The following is a 21,220-nucleotide window of genomic DNA, read 5'->3' as shown; positions in this document are numbered from 1 at the left end:
GCTAGGACGCGCCCGGCGTATGCGATCAGTTGCCGCCGCGCTGTTGCGTCAGCGTAGTCTGAACTAAATCGTAGAGGTCCTGCGCTGGTAGGCCCTGCGCGCTCATATCTGCAATCCACTGTTCGCGGATCGGATCGGCGGCCTTGGCGCGGAACTCTTCAATGACCGCGTCGTCGATCATTACCTTCTGCACACCCTTTTCTTCCAGGACGCTATCCCATTGCTCCAGAAGCCCAGCATAGTTAGCCAGATAATGCTCAATGGCCTCATCAATCGAGCTATCAAGCGCTTCGCGGTGCTCAGGCGACAGCGCTTCATACGCGTCGATATTCGCAACCACCGGGCAATTCACGGTGCCGGGGTTGAGGTTCGCAGTCCACCAGTCCGCCTCATTGATCGTACCGAAGGACAGGTGCGCGTGCTGCGCGAAGGCGACCGTATCGACCACACCGGATTCCATGGCGTTAAACGCCTCAGTCGCAGGGACAGAGGTTGGGACACCGCCCACGGCCTCAAACGCTTTGCCCAGACCACCTGTTGCGCGAACACGCATGCCCTCGAACGCCGCCAGGTTATCGCGCGGATCGCCGGTGCCGACCAAATTGTACTGCGGCATGGGCGAGGTCATCAGAATTCGCGCATTCCATTGCGCCATTTCTTCGGCCACCGCTGGGTGATCATAAACCGCATGGCTGACGGCAACCTCTTCTTCCAGATTGTTCACGCCCAGAAACGGCAGCTCGAGCACGGTAATCGCGCGGTTCTTGTCGCGGTGATAACCGGCACAGAACTGCGCAATCTCGAATGCGCCGATCTCGATGCCATCCAGGTTCTCGCGCGGCTTCGACAGGCCGCCATAGCTGACATTGATCGTGAACTCTCCACCGGTTTTTTCCGAGACCAACTCGGCCAGTTTTTCGACATGTTCGGTAAAGGCGCGGCGCTTGCCCCAGACCGAGGCGTTCCATTCGGTGGCTGCGGCCTCGGACACGAAGGCAACGCCAAGGGCAGCGACGGCGGCACCGCTCAGCATCTTTTTCATAATATCTTCTCCCTTTGATGCGCCCCCTCCCGAGGCGCTTGAAAAGATGCTAGCGCCAACATGTATATGTGCCAACCCCTGCTTCCTGATAGGTGATTTTCAAGCACATCTTTTGACTCTTGTTGTTCGACGACATAGCTGCGGATCACCACGGAAACGCCCCTCATGGGCCGATCAAATAAATTACACCTTTAATGTTGTTTTTTCACATTAATTTTCAGAGTATCGAATATTTTTGACTAATTTACTTCGTTCGGAGAAATTTCTTTACAAACAAATCCAAAGAATACGGCAATTTATTTCATTATTTTCTGAACCCGGCCATACTTCGATTGGGGAGGAACGGGATCGACAATGCTCAAATAACGAGCAAGAGACGTCCCATAGTTATCCAGCCTAGAGGGAGGAGCCTCAACATGACCACCGCTGCCCAGGCAGATGCCAAGACCTATCCGCCAACCGCAGAGACCGTTGAGCGGGCGCATGTCGATGCCGCGAAATATGAAGAGATGTACGCCGCATCGGTTAACGACCCGGACGCGTTCTGGGGCGAACACGGCAAGCGGATCGACTGGATCAAGCCCTTTACGCAGGTCAAAGATGTCAACTACGATTTCGGCTCGGTTAAGATCAACTGGTATGCCGATGGTACTCTGAACGTCTCGGCCAACTGCCTGGATCGCCATCTGGAAACGCGCGGCAATCAGACCGCAATCATCTGGGAACCGGATGATCCAAATGACGCGGCCCAGCACATCACCTATGCCGAGTTGCACCGCCGCACCTGCCGCATGGCCAATATTCTGGAATCGATGGGCGTTCGTAAAGGTGATCGCGTCATCATCTACCTTCCGATGATCCCCGAGGCCGCCTATGCCATGCTGGCCTGCGCGCGCATCGGTGCGATTCACTCGATCGTTTTTGCAGGCTTCTCGCCTGACGCTCTGGCGGCCCGTGTCAACGGTTGCGACGCCAAAGTCGTCATCACCGCAGATGAAGCCCCTCGAGGCGGCCGCAAGACGCCGCTGAAATCAAACGCAGATGCGGCGCTGCTGCACTGCAAGGACAGCGTAAAATGCCTGGTCGTCAAACGCACGGGTGGTCAGACCACTTGGATCGATGGGCGTGACTACGACTACAACGAAATGGCGCTTGAGGCCGATGACTATTGCGCCCCAGCCGAGATGAGCGCGGAAGACCCACTGTTTATTCTTTACACGTCGGGTTCGACCGGCCAGCCCAAGGGTGTGGTTCACACTACCGGCGGCTATCTGGTCTATGCCGCAATGACCCATGAGATCACCTTCGACTATCATGAAGGCGACGTGTACTGGTGTACGGCAGACGTGGGTTGGGTCACTGGACACAGCTATATCGTTTATGGTCCGCTGGCCAATGGTGCCACAACACTGATGTTCGAAGGCGTACCGACCTACCCGGATGCAGGTCGTTTCTGGGAAGTTTGTGCCAAGCACAAGGTCAACCAGTTCTACACGGCTCCAACCGCGATCCGCGCCCTGATGGGACAAGGAAGTGAGTGGGTCGAAAAGCACGATCTCAGCGACCTCAAAGTTTTGGGTACCGTGGGTGAGCCAATCAATCCGGAAGCCTGGAACTGGTACAACGAAGTTGTCGGCAAGGGCAAATGCCCGATCGTCGATACATGGTGGCAGACTGAAACCGGTGGTCACCTGATGACCCCCCTGCCCGGCGCGCATGCGATGAAGCCCGGCTCGGCGATGAAACCGTTCTTTGGCATCGAGCCGGTGGTTTTGGACCCGCAATCGGGCGTCGAGATTGAAGGAAACGGTGTAGAAGGTGTTCTGTGCATCAAAGACAGCTGGCCCGGCCAGATGCGCACCGTCTGGGGTGATCACGAGCGGTTCGAGAAGACCTACTTCTCGGACTACAAAGGCTACTACTTCACCGGCGACGGCTGCCGTCGTGACGAAGATGGCGACTACTGGATCACTGGCCGCGTCGATGACGTGATCAACGTCTCGGGCCACCGCATGGGCACCGCCGAGGTCGAAAGCGCGCTGGTCGCGCATGCCGCAGTGGCCGAGGCCGCCGTCGTGGGCTATCCCCATGAAATCAAAGGACAAGGCATCTATTGCTATGTCACTCTGATGAATGATCGTGAGCCTTCGGATGAGCTACTCAAAGAGCTGCGCACCTGGGTTCGGACCGAGATTGGCCCGATCGCCTCACCTGACGTTATTCAGTGGGCCCCCGGTCTGCCCAAAACACGCTCCGGCAAGATCATGCGCCGTATCCTGCGCAAGATCGCCGAAAACGACTTTGGCTCGCTGGGCGATACGTCCACTCTGGCCGATCCGTCGGTTGTCGACGACCTGATTGCAAACCGAGCGAATAAGTGAGGGCATGATGGACGCTGCGACCATGACAACTCCTGCTGTTCTCATCCTTCTCGGCCCTCCGGGCGCCGGGAAGGGCACTCAGGCGCGCATGCTGGAAGACAAGTTCGGGCTGGTGCAACTCAGCACCGGTGACCTTCTGCGTGCGGCCGTTGCCGCAGGCACCGACGCCGGAGAGGCAGCGAAAGCCGTGATGGAGGCCGGTGAACTGGTCAGCGACCAGATCGTCATCGACATCCTGCGCGATCGCATGGCGGAACCCGACTGTGCCAAAGGAGTCATTCTCGATGGCTTCCCCCGCACCACCGTTCAGGCCGAGGCGCTGGATGGTCTTCTGGCGGAAAAGGACCAGAAGATCAGCGCCGCGATCAGCCTTGAGGTTGAGGATGCGGAAATGGTGATCCGGATCTCGGGCCGCTACACCTGCGCCGGTTGCGGTGAAGGCTACCATGACACGTTCAAGAAACCGTCGGTCGACGGCACTTGCGACAATTGCGGTGGGACCGAGTTCAAGCGCCGGGCGGATGACAACGCGGAAACCGTTGCCTCACGCCTGAGTGCCTATCACGCACAGACAGCCCCACTGATCACCTATTACGACGGTCAGAGCGTTCTGAAGCGGACGAACGCCATGGGCAAGATTGAAGACATCGCGCGCGACCTGGAGGACATCGTCGCCAGCGCGGTGAACTAAGGGAGGGAGACAGGTCGTAAGGCCTTGATCCTTAAACAGAATACTTCGATGCACCGCCTTGGCGGAACAGAGGAGTTTTGTCAGATGCCACGGGGTATCTGTCACATTCGAGAAGCGGTCCGGCGCGCTGGAGGAACGAAGCAAAGGACCGCCCAACGAGGAAGCGAAGGAGGAACCCGCAATGGCGGATCAATCTACCAACTCCGCGCAGACTGCCGAAGCCGATAAGGGCTATTGGCAGGCCAACCTGCGCCTCATCTACATCAGCCTCGCGATCTGGGCGCTGGTGTCGTTTGGATTCGGCATCCTGCTGCGTCCGCTGCTGTCCGGCATCTCTGTTGGCGGTACCGATCTGGGCTTTTGGTTCGCTCAGCAGGGATCAATCTTGGTCTTTCTGGTGCTGATCTTCAACTACGCCTGGCGCATGAACAAGCTAGACGCCGAACACGGCGTAGACGAAGAGTAAGGGAGAGCGGGGACAATGGATCAGTTTACCATCAACCTGCTGTTTGTTGGCGCGAGTTTTGCGCTATACATCGGCATCGCGATCTGGGCCCGTGCGGGTTCCACATCTGAATTCTACGCTGCTGGTCGCGGCGTTCACCCGGTCACCAACGGTATGGCGACAGCGGCGGACTGGATGTCTGCGGCCTCGTTCATCTCGATGGCGGGCCTCATCGCCTTTACCGGCTATGACAACTCGACCTTCCTGATGGGTTGGACCGGTGGCTACGTGCTGCTGGCTTTGCTGCTTGCGCCCTACCTGCGTAAGTTCGGCAAATACACCGTCTCGGAATTCATCGGCGACCGTTTCTACAGCCAGACTGCACGCGTCGTTGCCGTGATCTGTCTGATCGTTGCGTCGGTGACCTACGTGATCGGTCAGATGACCGGCGTTGGCGTGGCCTTTGGCCGATTCCTTGAGGTTTCGAACACTTCCGGTCTGCTGATCGGTGCCTGTGTCGTGTTTGCATACGCGGTGTTTGGCGGGATGAAGGGTGTGACCTACACCCAGGTTGCTCAGTACTGCGTGCTGATCACAGCCTACACCATCCCGGCGATCTTCATCTCGCTGCAGCTGACCGGCACGCCGATCCCCGCACTGGGTCTGTTCGGTGACACCGCAAGCGGTGAGCCTCTGCTGACCAAGCTGGACGCCATCGTGACCGAGCTGGGCTTCAACGAATACACAGCCCACCACTCGAACACGCTGAACATGGTTCTGTTCACGCTGTCGCTGATGATCGGTACTGCGGGTCTGCCGCATGTCATCATGCGCTTCTTCACCGTTCCCAAAGTGTCTGACGCACGTTGGTCGGCGGGTTGGACGCTGGTCTTCATCGCGCTGCTGTACCTGACCGCTCCTGCGGTTGGCGCAATGGCCCGTCTGAACATCACCGACATGATGTGGCCCAATGGTGGCATTGAAGGTGGCGCTGTCTCGGTCGAGGAAATCGACAACGATCCGCGCTATGACTGGATGCAGACGTGGCAGAAAACCGGTCTTCTGGATTGGGAAGACAAGAACGGCGACGGCAAGATCCAGTACTATAACGACAAGTCCGAAGCGATGACTGCTATCGCGGAAGAAAAAGGCTGGGTCGGAAACGAGCTGACAAAGTTCAACCGTGACATCCTGGTTCTGGCCAACCCCGAGATTGCCAACCTGCCGGGTTGGGTGATCGGTCTGGTCGCTGCCGGTGGTCTTGCGGCTGCTCTGTCGACCGCTGCGGGCCTGTTGCTGGCGATCTCGTCGGCGGTGTCCCACGACCTTGTCAAAGGTGCGATCAATCCGCAGATCTCGGAAAAAGGTGAACTGCTGGCCGCGCGTATCGCAATGGCCGTAGCCATCCTGGTTGCAACCTATCTGGGTCTGAACCCACCGGGCTTTGCGGCACAGACCGTGGCCTTGGCCTTTGGTCTGGCGGCTGCCTCGATCTTCCCGGCGCTGATGATGGGGATCTTCTCGACCCGCATCAACAACACCGGCGCGGTTGCCGGTATGCTGGCTGGTCTGGTTGTCACTCTGGTCTATATCTTCCTGCACAAGGGCTGGTTGTTCATTCCAGGCACCAACTCGTTCACCGATGCTGATCCGCTTCTGGGTCCGATCAAGTCGACCTCGTTCGGCGCCATCGGTGCAATGATCAACTTCGCAGTTGCGTATGTTGTTGCCGGCATGACCAAAGAGACTCCGCAGGAGATCAAAGATCTGGTCGAAAGCGTACGCATTCCCCGTGGTGCGGGCGCAGCTCAGAACAAATGAGCCTGATGCGGCCTGAGGTTCTTGCCAATGGCCGCGTCTTTCGATCCACTACTCCCGTCCGGCACACCACCGGGCGGGATTTTTGTTCCACGGAGTATTTAGATGCCCCTGTCCCATGACCAGATCACCCGGTTTCTGGAATCCGTACATCCTTATGACGCCCTACCCGCCGACGTTCTGGATGAGGTCGCAAAACAGATCGAGGTCTGGGAAGTTGACGAGGACTACCCAGTTTACGATCTGGGCCACAAACTGCCCGGCGTATTCGTGATCTATGAAGGACAGGTTGAAATCACGGATGAGAACGATGAGGTCGTTTCGCATCTGGGCTTGCGCAATTCCTTTGGTGAACGCGGGCTGCTTAAAGACGGCAAAGCCGCGACCAAGGCACGCGCCCATACCCCATCTGTGCTGATCGTACTGCCACCTGAACTGGTGCGAGAGTTGATCGACAACCATGATGTGGTCTCGAAGTTCTTCGATCGCTCTCGCGGAGGCCGAAGCGGTCCGCAGAGTCTTGCGACCAGCGCCATTGATGTCCTGATGGCGCACAATCCGGCCACCTGCCCGCCTGCGACCCCGGTTCGCGACGCCGCGCGCCTGATGCGCGACAAGGGGATTTCGTCGCTATGCGTGACAGAGGCCGACGATCTGGTAGGCATCACCACCTTGCGTGATATCTCGGGCAAGTTTGTGGCCGATGCAATGCCGGCGGATACTCCGATCTCTCAGATCATGACGCCGAACCCAACAACCCTATCGCCATCGGATATCGGCTCGGATGTGCTGCACGTGATGATGGAGCGCGGTATCGGCCACATCCCAATTTGCGAGGGCGGACGTCTGGTCGGGGTCGTTACGCAGACAGACCTGACCCACTATCAGGCCGTGAACTCGGCCGAGCTTGTTCGCCGAATTGCCCATGCCGACACTGCCGAGGAAATGGCCAAGGTCACGGCAGAAATACCTCAGCTGCTGGTGCAGCTGGTCGCTGGCGGCAACCGGCATGAAATCGTAACACGGCTGATCACGGATATCGCCGACACTGCCACGCGTCGGCTGCTAAACCTTGCTGAAGCCGAACTGGGGCCGCCGCCGGTGCCCTATTTGTGGTTGGCGTGCGGCTCGCAAGGAAGACAAGAACAGACAGGCGTATCAGATCAAGACAACTGCCTGATACTGGACGATGCGGTGACCGAAGACGACATGGCCTATTTCACGCAACTGGCCAAATATGTCTCGGACGGGCTGGATACCTGCGGCTATTTCTACTGCCCCGGTGACATGATGGCGACCAATCCGCGCTGGTGTCAGCCGTTGCATGTCTGGCGCGACTATTTCAAGGGGTGGATTGCCAAACCGAATCCCGAAGCGCAGATGTTGGCCTCGGTCATGTTTGACCTGCGTCCTATCGGCGGCTCATTCGAGCTGTTTGCCGATCTTCAGGCCGACACTCTGAATGCCGCCAATGCGAATTCGATTTTTGTCGCGCATATGATCTCGAATTCGCTGAAACACACGCCGCCCTTGGGTCTGTTGCGGGGGTTTGCCACCATCCGCTCGGGCGAGCATCGCAATACGCTGGATCTGAAACACAACGGCGTGGTGCCCGTGGTCGATCTGGCGCGGATTTACAGCCTGCAGGGCAAACTGCCCGAGGCCAACACCCGCGCCCGCCTAAAAGCCGCCGAGGCCGCAGGTGTCCTAAGCCCGTCAGGTGCGCGCGATTTGTTGGATGCCTATGATCTGATTGCGGAGACCCGGCTGGAACATCAGGTCGCGCTGGTCAAATCCGGGGAAAAACCCGACAATTACCTGCCACCTACGAACCTGTCGGACTTTGAGCGCAGCCACCTGAGGGACGCATTTGTTGTGGTGAAAACCATGCAATCCGCCGTTGGTCACGGCAAAGGAATGCTGGGTTAAAAATGAGAGATCAGGGTCGTCCTCGGCGACCGTATTTGAACTAAAACGACTGGGCGAGTAACGCCCGAAGGGTGGAGAATACCAATGTTTTTGGAATTGATCGGTACGATATTTGCGGGCTTTGCCTTTGCCGGGATCGTGCTGGTGCTAAACAAGCTGACCGGCGGACGGTTGCCCCGGTGGGCCACGCCGGTTGCAGCAGGGTTGGGCATGATCGGAATGACGATTGCCAGCGAATACTCGTGGTACGACCGCACCCGCGAAACGCTGCCGGACAGTGTCAGCATTATCCAAGAGGTCGAAAGCCGCGCGATTTACCGCCCCTGGACCTATGCCGTGCCTTTCGTGGACAGGTTCGCGGCCATCGACACAGACTCGGTACGCAAGAATGAACAAGTGCCGGATGAACGGCTGGTTGAGCTCTATTTCTTTGGTCGCTGGGCACCGGTCTCGAAGGTGCCGGTGGTCGTAAACTGCGCCGAAAACCTGCGGGCCAATCTGGCCGACGGGGCCGAATTTGGCGACGATGGCCGCGTTCTGAATGCCGACTGGATCAAGGCCGGGACCGGCGATCCGATCATCGAGGCCACTTGCGGAGTTTGATCATGCTGACCAAGTTGAGCCTGCGTCTGAGAATCTTTCTGTTCTTCTGCTTGTTGGCAGCGGGTGGGCTGGCGGTCAGCGCTCTGGCGCTTTGGTTCAGCTATGCCCGCGAGGGCAACCCCGCCCTTTTCGACCCGTTCCTTTTTGCCGGGATCGTGATTGCCTTTGGGCTGTTGGCTCTGATCGCCGGTGTCTGGTTGCTGTTTGACGACAACGTGGCAAAACCGATTGAGCGTCTGTCAGCCGAATTGCGCGCGCGCGCGCATGCCGGAGTCAGCAGCAACATGGATGTCCAAACGGCGAAATACTTGGGCGACCTTGCCCCGGCCGCCGCTGGGCTGGCAGATCAGCTATCGCACAAGACGCTCAGCGTGGCCGAGGCAGTCGCATCCGAGACCGCCCAACTGGCGGCCGAAAAGAACAGGCTCACTGCCCTATTGACCGAAATCCCGGTTGCGATGCTACTCGCAAGCCCGAACCACAAGATCGTCCTCTATGATGCGCAAGCGGCCGAGGTTCTGGCCCAGATCGCACATCCGCGCCTGAACGCCGCGCTTGAGGACTATCTACAGCCAGACGCGCTGTATGCCGCCTATTCGAAACTGGTCAAAACCGGTCAGGACGTTACCTGCACGTTGACCAGCATCGACGGAGCGCAGACTTACGCCGCGCGCGTGAAACCGTTGGGAGATGCGCCCGGATACATGCTGATTTTCGACGACAGCGCGGCGCAGATCGCCCCGGACGCGGCGCGCCCGCTGGTCTATGATTTCGATCTGTTGAACGTGTCCGCTTCGGGTAGTTTCGAGGCCCAAACGATTGAAGATCTATGCTTTGTGGTATTCGACACCGAAACCACCGGCCTGTTGCCGCACAAGGATGAGATCGTCCAGATCGGCGCTGTCCGGGTCGTGAAAGGTCGCATCGTCGAGGGCGAGCGGATCGACATGTTGGTCAATCCTGGTATCCCCATCCCAGCGGCCTCGACCAAGGTTCACAAGGTCAGCGACCAGATGGTTCAAGGCGCGCCTGACATTAGTGAGGCTGGTCGCATCTTTCACCAATTCGCACGGGACGCCGTGATTGTTGCCCATAATGCGCCATTCGACATGGCATTCCTGCGCCGTCACGCCAAGCGGATGGGTGTTGAATGGGATCACCCAATTCTGGACACCGTGCTTCTGTCTGCTGTCCTGTTTGGCGCCAGCGAGACGCATACGCTGGATGCGCTATGTGACCGTTTGGACGTAGAAATTCCCGAAGCGCTCCGCCACACGGCGCTGGGGGATGCGGTGGCCACGGCTGAGGCGCTTGTGCGGATGCTGCCCATGCTGAAAGCGCGTGATATCACCACCTTCGGCGCAATCATCACCGAAACCCGCAAACATGGTCGCTTGTTGGAGGACCTGAACTGACCTAGTTTTTCAACGTGATGAACCAAAGTTACCATGGACAATACGGAACGGTCATGGCACCTGACGATCGGGCAGAGAACAGATGCGCAATGACCGAGAAGACTTTTATCCCGACCCCTGATCAAAGCACCGCGTTTCGTGAAGCGCTGGGGTGTTTCGGGACAGGAGTAACGGTCGTCACAACGCAGACGGCACTTGGGCCGCGCGCGATCACCGTGAACTCCTTCACCTCGGTTTCACTGGACCCTCCGCTGGTCCTGTGGTGTCTGGCCAAGGAATCCAACCGGTTCGGCGCATTTTCGGACTGCCAGCACTATTCCATCCATGTCATGGCACAAGAGCAGCAGGACCAAAGCCTGCGGTTCGCGCGGGACGGAGAAGATTTCTCTCATGCAGACTGGAGCGCAGATGATATGGGCCGGCCGCAACTTGCCGATTGCCTCGCGCGGTTTGACTGCCATCTGCATGCCTGCCACGAAGCGGGCGACCACCTGATCATGGTCGGCCATGTGGATCAGGTCATGTACCGCACGGGTCAGGGCCTGATCTTCAAACGCGGTCAGTTCGGTGGATTTGTCGACCTTATCTGACGATCCTCAGTCGTCAAGCGAGCCATGAACCGCCAGCGCCTCGAGCTGCGTTTCTTGCGGGGTGATCACGCGGAACGCTTCGTGCACGCCGCTTTCGGTCAATTCACGCGCTACGGTCAACAGCGTATTGGCAGGGTGTTCGTCGCATAGATCGGACATATGATCTATCTCCGCTTGCGCCACGCCCATCGCGGCCTCGACCGATGGTGCACCGTAGAATTTCACGAAATGCTCAGCCAGATATTCGACGATCTGATCTTTCTCAGCCGGTTCGATCTGAGTGACGGCCACAAAGGTCACACGGCCAAAGGTCTCTAACCCCAGCCAGCCATTGGCGAAGGCCTGACGGGCTTTCCCTTCCAGATCGCCCTGCCCCCAGTTGGAAAACTCAAACCCGCCCGAGATGCACCATTCCCCCGTGCGCGCGGGCGAGTGGAAAACGTTCATGTCGCTTTCATCGAAATGTATCGCGCGGGCCAGTTTCATCAGGTCGCCTCCAATAGGTTTGTAAGCGGGCGCAGGTGAGTCTCATCCTTGTCGCGGATCAGCATGCCGAACCGCTCATCCGTGCCAAGGAACACGCCCTGCCCCGCGATCGGTTCTCCGACGCCGCGCAGAAGACCCAACCATTCGCCGTGTAGCGGCGCGTTGCCGTCCTCGGACCAGCGGTTGAGCCATGTCAGCATATGACGCGACCAGCTTTCCACCAGTTGGGTTGCCGAAACCTCGGCGCAGCCCTCATCATAAAGCGCGGTGACGTCCGGCGTATGGCCGGGCGCGTCGCTGGTTTGCAGGAGTACCAACTCCCACCCGACGACCAGCCAGTCGGGTAACTGATCGGGATCGCTGGTCGACGCGGCAACATGGAACTGCCCGCATTTCGCACCGTTCACGCAGATCAGGCCATCCCAACCCAGATGCACCGCCACTTCTGGCGGTGCCAAGGCGCCTAGTGCGTTCTGAAACCCGACAGCACAGAGCGGCAGCATCGCCATGGCGTCCTGCAAGGCGACCTCGGGTGCAAATACGATGGCCGCACGCAGGCGATCGGCCTGAATATTGTACACGACCGAACCGGAATCGCAGCCCAGCGCCGCCATGGCCTGGGCCTTTTCGAACGGGTCTTCCCCACCCTTGGCGGGGTGACCTGTTAGCAAGGGGGGAAAGACCGGCTCGCTCATGCGTTGCCTTTGGCGATCAGGTCGCGCGCGATCTTGCGGAACGCGTCGGCCTGTGGGCTGTCGGGCTTGCTGACCACGATGGGCGCACCCCCGTCCGCGGCCATCCGGATATCCAGATGCAGCGGGATTTCACCCAAGAGCGGCACACCTAGAGCCTCGGCCTCGGAGGCGACACCGCCATGGCCAAAGATATGTTCCTCGTGCCCGCAGTTGGAACAGATATGGGTCGACATGTTTTCGATCATACCGAAGATCGGCGTCTTGAGCTGGTTGAACATGTCGATCCCCTTGCGGGCGTCGATCAGCGCCACGTCCTGCGGGGTTGAGACTACGATGGCCCCATCCACCTGGAACTTCTGGCTAAGCGTCAGTTGCACGTCGCCAGTGCCCGGCGGCAAGTCAACGATCAGCACGTCCAGAGCACCCCACTGCACTTGGTTCATCATCTGCTGCAGCGCACCCATCAACATGGGGCCGCGCCAAACAACCGCCTGCCCTTCGTTGGTCATCAGGCCCATCGACATCATTGTGACGCCGTGATTGCGCAGAGGCAGAATGGTCTTGCCATCCGGGCTGGCCGGGCGTCCCGAGACACCCAGCATCCGAGGCTGTGACGGCCCGTAGACATCCGCGTCCAGAAGACCCACACGTCGCCCCTCGGCCGCCAAGGCACAGGCGAGGTTTGCGGATACGGTCGATTTCCCAACACCGCCCTTGCCCGAGGCAACGGCGATAATACGATCCACACCAGGCACAGCCTGCGGACCGGTCTGAGAGGGCTTTGGTTTTGGCTTGAGATCCGGTGGAGCCTTGTCGGAATGCGCGGTCATCATCGCCGACACTTTCGAAACCCCTTCGACCATCTGCGCGGCCTGCTCAGCGGCGGCGCGAACCGGCTCCATCCGCTCGGCCTGTTTGGGGTCGATCTCAAGTACGAAGCGCACGGTATCGCCTTCGACATTGAGGGCGCGCACAACGCCAGCGCTGACGATATCCTGACCGGAAACCGGGTCAGTGATCTTTTTCAAGTTTGCAAGAACCGCGTCACGGACACTCATGCCATCATCCCCATAACCTGCCCCATCGCATGGTTGCTTTTCATTGCATGTGTCTCCGTTTCTTTTCGTTCATTTGACGCATTTGCCTTTTGGCGATTAGGCTTGGGCATGCGCTTTTTCCTTTTGTGCCTCAGCCTGACGCTCTCCGCCACCCCTTCCGGGGCGCAAGACGCGATTGGCTTGGCCAGCCCGACCGAAGTTTCGAACTCGGGCCTTTTGCAACATATTCTTCCGCGCTTTTCACTCAAGACCGGGATACGGGTAATCAGCGATGCTGAGGGCGTTATGGCGTTGAATACCGGTGCCGAGGGCGATCCGGTCTTTGCACGTGGCGAGATCGTCTATCACCTGCGCATTCAGGACGATCCGAAACAGGAGCGGTTTCGTGACTGGCTGCTGTCGGATATCGGCAAACGCACGATCGAAAGCTTTGCTCCGGATCAAGGCCCGCCCTTTAGCGCCAGTTTCGAGGTTGCCAGCGCCGAGGCATCCGAAGTCATTGATGGCAATACCGCGTTGGGTGAGGAGCTCTCGATGACCCATTGCGGACGCTGCCATGTGATCGGCCCACAGAACCGCCTGAATGGGCTCGGCTCGACCCCGTCTTTCGCTGTGTTGCGCACATTGCCGGATTGGGATGAGAGGTTCCAGGCCTTCTTCGCGCTGAACCCCCACCCGGCCTTCACGCAGATCGAAGGCCTGACGCCCCCTTTCGATCCTTCGCGTCCGTCGCCGATACACCCTGTTGAGATGACGCTGGACGATCTGGACGCCATTCTGGCCTTTGTCTCGGTCATCAGCGCAGCGGATCTGGGCGCGCCGCTGCAGCATCAATGATCCTTCCGTTTTGAGAAATAGTCATCCGTCGTCACAACCTTGGGCCGCGGCTTGGACTGGAACGGATTGTCCTGCATGTTGAACTGCGCGCCCACCCGGCAATTGTCGCACATTTGGATCATCCGCGCCTGCTCGGACGAGGCAAACATCGGGTGTATCCCCGACAGCTTCTCCATGACCCGCTCAACCGTAGACTTCACACCGAACGGGGCACCGCATTCTACGCATTCAAAGGGCTCTTCCTCGTTCAACACCTGCTGAGACAACGCGGCATCGCTCAGGTCCAGTTGGGGAACCAGCGCAATGGCATCTTCGGGGCAGATGTTTCGGCACAGACCACATTGCAGACAGGCGTCCTGCTGGAAGTTAAGCTGAGGTTTATCCGGGTTGTCGATCAGGGCCCCAGATGGGCAAAGCGACACACAGCTGAGGCACAACGTACACGCATCCGTATCCACAGCGACGGCCCCATAGGGTGCGCCTTGGGGCAAGGCCAGAGGCTCTTCGGCCTTGGGGTTCAGAGCCTGCGCCGCCAACCGGGCGATTTGCCTGCGGTTGCCCAACGGCAGAACCGGATCGGTCAGTGCCGCCGGTACATCTTGCGCATAGAGCAGATCGCTCATCGCATCCGGGTCGGCCTCATCAATCAGTCCAAGCCCTGCATCCGGCGCGATCGCCTGTGCAAGCTCCAGCTCGCGGTCCATCGCATCCCGCTCGGTCGCGGGGGCCAGAAGGATGTCGACCCGCGCAAAGCCGTGGGCCAAAGCGGCCAGCATTTCGGCATGGCCGAAACCGGAAATGACACTCAACTCCATCGGAATGACATCGGCAGGAAGTCCACGTCCGAACCGCGCGGCAAGGCGGATCATCTCAGCCCCGTGGGCGTTATGCACCAGAAGACGCGGCGCGGAGCCTCCGGCCCGGCGATAGGTCCGGGCCAGGACATGCATGCGCGACAGAACTGCTGATACAGGCGGGTCCTCATAGGTAATCGCGGTCGAGGGGCACAGCGCCGCACACGCCCCACAGCCCGCGCAGATCATGGGATCTATGGCAACATGCTCTCCGGCGGGCGTGATTGCTCCGGTCGGGCAGATATCGAGGCAATTGGTGCAGGCCACCTGCTCGGCCCGCGAATGGGCACACAGAGTTTCCTCAAGACGCACATAGAGGGGTTTTTCGAACGTCCCCACAAGCTGCGCTGCATCAAACGCCAGTCTGGAGACAGCCAGCGGGTCCCGCGGGTCAGCCCGCAAATAGCCTTCGCGCTTGGCCGGAGCTTGAACCAGAGGCGTCTCTCCGGTCACATCAATCAGGATGTCACAGGCCGACTGCGCCCCGTCGCGCGGATCGGTCCAGCCAAACGCCCCACGACCACCCGGGGCAATTTGCTGCAACCCGTCGATCCGCAGGGCAAACCCACCTAAAGCGCCCGAAACCGAACGCACCTGCCCCCGTACCACGTCAAAGCTGCGGCTGATGGGCGAGGTCTCATCTCCCGTCACAACAGTCACCGCCAGCGTGGTCGCCAAACGCTCGGCCAGATCAAAGGCGACCTCGGCCGGACCAACGATGCAACAGGTCCCCTCGCTGATGACATCAACACTGGGCGAGATAGGCATCGGCAGCAACGCCTCAGCCGCCAGGGCCGCCATCTTGGGGGCCGCGTCACCGGATTGGTCCGACCAGCCAGCGCGGTCCCTCAGATCAACAAAGGCGGGTGGTTCAACCTCAAGATCCTCGGCCAGATCGCGAAACACTTCCTGCTCCTGCCCGCAGGCGATCAGCAGTTGGTCATCCCCTGTCATAAACTCCGCAACGACACCCAGCTCTCGCGTGCAAAGGGCGGTGTGTGTTTTACTGCACTCCAGCTCGGTGGCCGCGCCGATACTGTCGGCATCCACCTGCTGCGAGCCTTCGCAGTTACATAGAATAAGTTTGGTGGCCATGTCCCTCCCCCGGACAGCTTCCTGACTTGTTACCTTAGATGGTATCGCTCGGCTGGCAATCCAGTCTTTGTCAAACACCAAGGATCGCAAACTAAATTCTTTGGGAGCGCCTGTTTTTCCCGACACAAACGCTCGGAATTTCACTTGTTAAACTTTAGTCGTACAAGAGGGTTTTCACGCGATTGAGACTTGGCAGAGCCGCCCTATGTGTACCATAGTAGACTTAGGGTAAGGCAGGGGAGAGCCTTACGGGGAGGAGCCAGTGGCCAAGGCCGCAAGCCGTATTGAAATGCCTGTTGGCGTCATCGTGCGCAAGACACCCGGGGTAACTCGCTGGGCGAAATGGAACTGGCGTGCGGTTGCCGTGCTGCCCGGTGCTGGCCCTGCTGATTGGGTCGAGCTTCGGCGCGAAGGCGATGCCGTGGAATACCACGCCGCCACCCTGCCCCTGACCCTCTGGGCCGATGAGACCGAAGCTTACATGGTCAATCTCTCCGATGGGCAGCCTTCCGTTTATCTGGTTCTGCGCAACGATCTGGACGGCAACCGCCCGATGGATGCGGCGTTGATCACCGCCTCTCCGTTCGAGGGGCAGGATTATGCAGATACTGGCGAGGAGATCGTTGAGAAAATCCCAATGACCGAAGGCCTGATCGCCTGGGTTCGGGATTTCACCTTGGAACACCACCGGGATGAGGTTTTCATCAAACGCCGCCGTGACAAGAAACGCACGGACCTTGTAGAGGATGGCAAGGGGGATGCGCGAATTCGGCAAACCTCGGACGTCTACCGCGCACCGAGGAAGGTGCTGCAATGACCCAACCCCGCGATTTCTGGTCCCGCCGCAAGGCAGCCGTTCAGGCAGAAACCGAGGCCGAAGCGATCGCGGCGGAACAACAAACCATCGTGACGCAACAGGCCGAGTTGGAAGAAAAGAGCGACGCCGAAATTCTGGCCGAGTTCAATCTGCCCGACCCCGATCAGTTACAAGCTGGCGATGATGTGTCGGGCTTCATGGCTAAGGCAGTCCCCGACCGCTTGCGCCGCCGCGCCCTGCGTCGGCTATGGCGACTGAATCCTGTATTGGCCAATGTGGACGGGCTGGTTGACTATGGTGAAGACTACACCGATGCCGCCTGTGTAATCGAAAACCTCCAAACCGCCTATCAGGTCGGCAAAGGGATGTTGGCGCATATCGAGGCTTTGGCAGCCGAAGAGGATGAGCCTGAAATCGACGCCCCCGAGCCTGTCGAGGAAGAAGAACCCGCCGCGCTCGCCGAACCTGAACCAGCTCCGGAACCGATGGTTCTGGCCGAAGTGGAAGAGCCCGAGGACGAGCCCAATACCCCGGCCCCGCGCCGTATGAGATTTGATTTCGAAGGATAACGGATGACCGCAAGCAACGCGCAACACATGGATATCTCGGCCGAGGATCGGCTGCGCGCTGATTTCTACAACTTTCTGGGCCTGCTGCTGGCTGGCCCGCCGGATCAATTGCTATTGGATCAGATGGCGGGGCTAAGCGGCGATGACACCGATCTGGGTCAGGCTATTCAAGCCATGGCGCGGGTGGCCAAAGTGACCAAACCCGCCGCCGCAGAACGTGAGTTCAACGCGCTGTTTATCGGATTGGGTCGTGGTGAGCTGCTGCCCTATGCCAGCTTTTACCTGACCGGGTTCCTAAACGAAAAACCTCTGGCTCAGTTGCGCAACGATATGGCCGTGCGTGGCATAACCCGCGCCAAGAACGTGTTCGAGCCCGAGGATAACATCGCATCACTGATGGAGATTATGGCTGGTATGATCGTGGGCCGGTTTGGAACCGCTGCCCCGCTCGACGATCAAAAAGCGTTCTGGAACAAACATATCGGCCCTTGGGCCGCACATTTCTATTCGGATTTGGAAGCTGCCGAAGCTTCGGTTCTCTATGCCTCGGTCGGGACGGCCGGTCGGGTGTTCATGGAGATCGAGCGTGAGGCCTTCCGAATGACGGCGGCATAACCCGCCACTCACCGGCGCCCAAGAAGGCGCTAGATCGCAAATGGGAGAGGAGACACCCATGAGCAAGACCAAGGAAGAAGGTGCAACCCGCCGCGACTTCCTCAAACTGGCCGGAACCGCAGCGCCCGCTGCTGTCGCCGCCGCCAGCCTGAGCGGTCAAGCCGAAGCAGCCGAGCTGCCGACGGACGAGACCCGCATGCAGGACACCGCGCATACCCGCGCGTATCTGGAAAGCGCGCGCTTCTAAGCCGCCTCGACTGCGCCCGGCCTAGCCGCCGGACGATGTCATCTACCCGACAGACGGTTGCGATTGGTCCTGATGTCGGTTCGCGAAGTACCAAGCCAGCCGTGGCTGACACGGCGCGCAAGGGAGGAAAACAATGCTTAGGAAAAAGACCAACGGGGTTGCGAGACGCCCCCAGCGGACAAGTATCCTGTCCCAGGTCGGCGAGAAAACCGTCGATCGCCGCGCATTCCTGCGTGGCTCGGGCCTGACGATCGGCGGCCTTGCCGCGATCAGCGCCACGGGTGGAACCGTGACGCAAGCCAGTGCCCAGACAGCGGCAAACCAAGCCGTTGAGAATATCAAATCCGTCTGCACTCACTGCTCGGTCGGCTGCACAGTCGTTGCCGAGGTGCAAAATGGTGTCTGGGTCGGTCAGGAACCCGGTTGGGACAGCCCGTTCAACCTCGGTGCACACTGCGCCAAGGGGGCCGCGGTCCGCGAACACGCCCATGGCGAACGCCGCTTGAAGTATCCGATGAAAAAGGAAGGCGGAGAGTGGAAGCGCATCAGCTGGGACGAGGCGATCAAGGAGATCGGCGACGGCATGATGAACATCCGTCAGGAATCCGGGCCGGACAGTGTGTACTGGCTGGGTTCTGCGAAGCACAATAACGAACAGGCCTATCTGTTCCGCAAGTTCGCCGCCTACTGGGGCACGAACAACGTGGACCATCAGGCCCGTATCTGCCATTCGACCACTGTTGCGGGCGTTGCGAATACATGGGGCTACGGCGCCATGACCAACTCGTATAACGACATGCACAACAGCCGGGCCATCTTTATCATTGGTGGTAACCCGGCCGAGGCGCACCCCGTCTCGCTGCTGCATATCCTGCGTGCGAAAGAGCAGAACAACGCGCCTCTGATCGTCTGCGACCCGCGCTTTACGCGCACTGCGGCGCATGCGGATGAATATGTCCGCTTCCGTCCCGGCACCGACGTCGCATTGGTCTGGGGTATTCTGTGGCACATCTTCGACAACGGTTGGGAAGACAAAGAGTTCATCCGCACCCGTGTCTGGGGGATGGACCAGATCAAGGAAGAGGTTGCCAAGTGGACCCCGGATGAGGTCGAGCGCGTCACCGGCACACCCGGCTCGCAGCTGCGCCGCGTCGCTCGGACCATGGTGAACAACCGTCCCGGCACCGTTGTCTGGTGTATGGGTGGTACTCAGCACACCAACGGCAACAACAACACCCGCGCCTACTGTGTGCTTCAGCTTGCGCTCGGCAACATGGGCACCACGGGCGGTGGCACCAACATCTTCCGCGGGCATGACAACGTGCAGGGCGCGACAGACCTTGGTGTTCTGTCCCACACACTGCCCGGCTACTATGGTCTGTCGAAAGGGGCATGGGGTCACTGGGCCCGCGTCTGGGGTGAAGATCCTGAATGGCTGGCCGGTCAGTTCGCCACGATCAAGGACAAGGAAGGCAAGGATAAACCGCTCCAGAACGAGCGCGGCATCCCGGTCTCACGCTGGATCGACGGTGTTCTGGAAGATCCCGCCAACATGGATCAGGACAACAACGTCCGCGCCATGGTTCTGTGGGGCCACGCGCCCAACTCGCAGACCCGGATGACGGAAATGAAGACGGCGATGGAGAAGCTGGACATGCTGGTCGTGATCGACCCGTATCCCACCGTCTCGGCCGTTCTGCAGGACCGCACTGATGGCGTCTACCTGTTGCCAGCCTGTACCCAGTTCGAAACACGTGGCTCGGTCACGGCCTCGAACCGCTCGCTGCAATGGCGCGACAAGGTGGTGGATCCCCTGTTCGAAAGCTTGCCGGACGAGGTCATCATGGCCAAATTCGCCAATAAGTTCGGCTGGGCGGATCGTCTGTTCCGCAACATCGAGATGGACGACCCGGAAACCCCGAATGTTGAAAGCATCACGCGTGAGTTCAACTCGGGCCTCTGGACCATCGGCTATACCGGTCAGTCGCCAGAACGTCTGAAAAGCCACATGGCCAACCAGCACACGTTCGACAGAACCACGCTGCAAGCCATTGGTGGACCCAACGACGGCGAGTATTATGGTCTGCCCTGGCCTTGCTGGGGAACGCCTGAGATGGGTCATACGGGGACACCGAACCTCTATGACATGTCCAAACCGGTGGCCGAAGGTGGCCTGACCTTCCGCGCCCGTTTCGGGGTGGAACGCGATGGTGAAAACCTGTTGGCCGAAGGGGTCTATAGCGTCGGATCGGAAATTCAGGATGGATACCCTGAATTCACGATGCAAATGCTCATGGACCTTGGCTGGGATGGAGACCTCACGGCGGAGGAACGCGCAGCGATCGACGCTGTTGCGGGACCAGAGACCAACTGGAAGACCGACCTCAGCGGCGGTATCCAGCGCGTCGCGATCGCTCATGGCTGTGCGCCCTTCGGGAACGCAAAGGCACGCGCGGTTGTCTGGACCTTCCCGGATCCGATCCCACTGCACCGCGAGCCGCTCTACACGAACCGGCGCGATCTGGTGGAGGACTATCCAACCTACGAGGACCGTCAGGCCTATCGCCTACCGACCCTTTATGCTTCGATCCAAAAGAACGACTTTTCAAAGGATTACCCGATAATCCTCACGTCAGGTCGCTTGGTCGAATATGAAGGCGGTGGCGATGAGACACGGTCTAACCCGTGGCTGGCCGAGCTTCAGCAGGACATGTTCGTCGAGATCAATCCGCGCGATGCCAACAACCTTGGTATCCGTGACGGATCGCAGGTCTGGGTCGAAGGTCCTGAGGGCGGCAAGGTCAAGGTGATGGCGATGCTGACCAACAGGGTCGGTGCCGGCGTGGCCTTCATGCCATTCCACTTTGGCGGCCATTTCCAGGGCGAGGACCTGAGGGAGAAATATCCCAAAGGTGCCGATCCCTATGTGCTGGGTGAAAGTACCAACACCGCCCAGACCTATGGCTATGATTCAGTGACCCAGATGCAGGAGACCAAAGCGACTCTCTGCAAGATCTGGTCAGCGTAAGGAGG

19 protein-coding genes are annotated in these 21,220 nt (G+C 59.3%); 14 read left to right on the top strand and 5 right to left on the bottom strand.

Annotation, left to right across the window (positions count from 1 at the left end):
* Positions 1-25: 25 nt before the first annotated feature.
* Complete coding sequence (gene dctP / locus ACR0I8_RS07425) at positions 26-1,042, bottom strand: TRAP transporter substrate-binding protein DctP (protein WP_170689997.1); 1,017 nt, start codon at positions 1,040-1,042, stop codon at positions 26-28.
* Between the two features lie 416 nt (positions 1,043-1,458).
* On the opposite strand from dctP, the gene acs reads away from it, so the two are divergent.
* The 8 genes from acs to ACR0I8_RS07385 all read left to right on the top strand — a co-directional run bounded on the left by acs (position 1,459) and on the right by ACR0I8_RS07385 (position 10,914).
* Positions 1,459-3,423, top strand: coding sequence for an acetate--CoA ligase (acs, locus tag ACR0I8_RS07420; RefSeq protein WP_170689996.1), 1,965 nt, complete (start codon positions 1,459-1,461; stop codon positions 3,421-3,423).
* A gap of 7 nt (positions 3,424-3,430) precedes the next feature.
* Positions 3,431-4,114, top strand: coding sequence for an adenylate kinase (locus ACR0I8_RS07415; protein ID WP_170690139.1), 684 nt, complete (start codon positions 3,431-3,433; stop codon positions 4,112-4,114).
* A 181-nt stretch (positions 4,115-4,295) separates the two neighbouring features.
* Complete coding sequence (locus ACR0I8_RS07410) at positions 4,296-4,580, top strand: DUF4212 domain-containing protein (protein WP_170376639.1); 285 nt, start codon at positions 4,296-4,298, stop codon at positions 4,578-4,580.
* Between the two features lie 15 nt (positions 4,581-4,595).
* Positions 4,596-6,380: a sodium:solute symporter family protein gene (locus tag ACR0I8_RS07405; protein ID WP_170551306.1), complete on the top strand. Its 1,785-nt coding sequence runs from the start codon at positions 4,596-4,598 to the stop codon at positions 6,378-6,380.
* A gap of 102 nt (positions 6,381-6,482) precedes the next feature.
* Complete coding sequence (locus ACR0I8_RS07400) at positions 6,483-8,306, top strand: DUF294 nucleotidyltransferase-like domain-containing protein (RefSeq protein ID WP_170689994.1); 1,824 nt, start codon at positions 6,483-6,485, stop codon at positions 8,304-8,306.
* Between the two features lie 84 nt (positions 8,307-8,390).
* Positions 8,391-8,909 (top strand): hypothetical protein, encoded by a 519-nt coding sequence (locus tag ACR0I8_RS07395; protein WP_170376630.1) that lies wholly within the window; start codon positions 8,391-8,393, stop codon positions 8,907-8,909.
* A gap of 2 nt (positions 8,910-8,911) precedes the next feature.
* Positions 8,912-10,324 carry an exonuclease domain-containing protein gene (locus ACR0I8_RS07390; RefSeq protein ID WP_170689992.1) on the top strand — a complete coding sequence of 471 codons (1,413 nt, stop codon included), beginning with the start codon at positions 8,912-8,914 and terminating at the stop codon, positions 10,322-10,324.
* Between the two features lie 89 nt (positions 10,325-10,413).
* A complete protein-coding gene (locus ACR0I8_RS07385) occupies positions 10,414-10,914 on the top strand; it encodes a flavin reductase family protein (protein WP_170376612.1) in 501 nt (166 codons plus the stop codon).
* 6 nt (positions 10,915-10,920) lie between these two features.
* Here ACR0I8_RS07385 and ACR0I8_RS07380 read toward each other — a convergent pair whose 3' ends face one another.
* The 3 genes from ACR0I8_RS07380 to ACR0I8_RS07370 are packed head-to-tail and all read right to left on the bottom strand — an operon-like array spanning position 10,921 to position 13,153.
* Positions 10,921-11,400, bottom strand: a complete 480-nt coding sequence (locus ACR0I8_RS07380) for a DUF6505 family protein (protein WP_170689990.1) — start codon at positions 11,398-11,400, stop codon at positions 10,921-10,923.
* Entirely contained in the window at positions 11,400-12,095 is a 696-nt protein-coding gene (locus tag ACR0I8_RS07375) for a biotin/lipoate--protein ligase family protein (RefSeq protein ID WP_480524449.1), read from the bottom strand. Before ACR0I8_RS07375 ends, ACR0I8_RS07380 begins: the two co-directional genes overlap by 1 nt.
* Positions 12,092-13,153 (bottom strand): Mrp/NBP35 family ATP-binding protein, encoded by a 1,062-nt coding sequence (locus ACR0I8_RS07370; protein ID WP_170526484.1) that lies wholly within the window; start codon positions 13,151-13,153, stop codon positions 12,092-12,094. The genes ACR0I8_RS07375 and ACR0I8_RS07370 overlap by 4 nt, the downstream gene beginning before the upstream one ends.
* Before the next feature lie 108 nt (positions 13,154-13,261).
* Here ACR0I8_RS07370 and ACR0I8_RS07365 point away from each other — a divergent pair, with 108 nt between their 5' ends.
* Complete coding sequence (locus ACR0I8_RS07365; RefSeq protein ID WP_170642128.1) at positions 13,262-13,990, top strand: hypothetical protein; 729 nt, start codon at positions 13,262-13,264, stop codon at positions 13,988-13,990.
* Here ACR0I8_RS07365 and ACR0I8_RS07360 read toward each other — a convergent pair.
* Positions 13,984-15,939 carry a 4Fe-4S binding protein gene (locus ACR0I8_RS07360; protein ID WP_480702947.1) on the bottom strand — a complete coding sequence of 652 codons (1,956 nt, stop codon included), beginning with the start codon at positions 15,937-15,939 and terminating at the stop codon, positions 13,984-13,986. The two genes, ACR0I8_RS07365 and ACR0I8_RS07360, sit on opposite strands and share 7 nt — an antisense overlap.
* 262 nt (positions 15,940-16,201) lie before the next feature.
* On the opposite strand from ACR0I8_RS07360, the gene ACR0I8_RS07355 reads away from it, so the two are divergent.
* The 5 genes from ACR0I8_RS07355 (at position 16,202) to ACR0I8_RS07335 (ending at position 21,215) form a co-directional block, all read left to right on the top strand.
* On the top strand, positions 16,202-16,756 hold the full coding sequence (locus tag ACR0I8_RS07355) for a DUF3305 domain-containing protein (RefSeq protein WP_170469868.1): 555 nt from the start codon (positions 16,202-16,204) through the stop codon (positions 16,754-16,756).
* Positions 16,753-17,325: a DUF3306 domain-containing protein gene (locus ACR0I8_RS07350; RefSeq protein WP_170689985.1), complete on the top strand. Its 573-nt coding sequence runs from the start codon at positions 16,753-16,755 to the stop codon at positions 17,323-17,325. The genes ACR0I8_RS07355 and ACR0I8_RS07350 overlap by 4 nt, the downstream gene beginning before the upstream one ends.
* A 3-nt stretch (positions 17,326-17,328) precedes the next feature.
* Positions 17,329-17,940 (top strand): TorD/DmsD family molecular chaperone, encoded by a 612-nt coding sequence (locus tag ACR0I8_RS07345; protein ID WP_170551332.1) that lies wholly within the window; start codon positions 17,329-17,331, stop codon positions 17,938-17,940.
* Between the two features lie 58 nt (positions 17,941-17,998).
* On the top strand, positions 17,999-18,187 hold the full coding sequence (locus ACR0I8_RS07340; RefSeq protein WP_170376587.1) for a ubiquinol-cytochrome c reductase iron-sulfur subunit N-terminal domain-containing protein: 189 nt from the start codon (positions 17,999-18,001) through the stop codon (positions 18,185-18,187).
* Between the two features lie 133 nt (positions 18,188-18,320).
* Positions 18,321-21,215, top strand: coding sequence for a formate dehydrogenase subunit alpha (locus ACR0I8_RS07335; RefSeq protein WP_170689983.1), 2,895 nt, complete (start codon positions 18,321-18,323; stop codon positions 21,213-21,215).
* Positions 21,216-21,220 lie beyond the last annotated feature (5 nt).

The organism is Ruegeria sp. BG9, assembly GCF_056538305.1.
The sequence above is the reverse complement of the archived record's forward strand: the minus strand, read 5'-3'. Positions and strand labels throughout refer to the sequence as shown.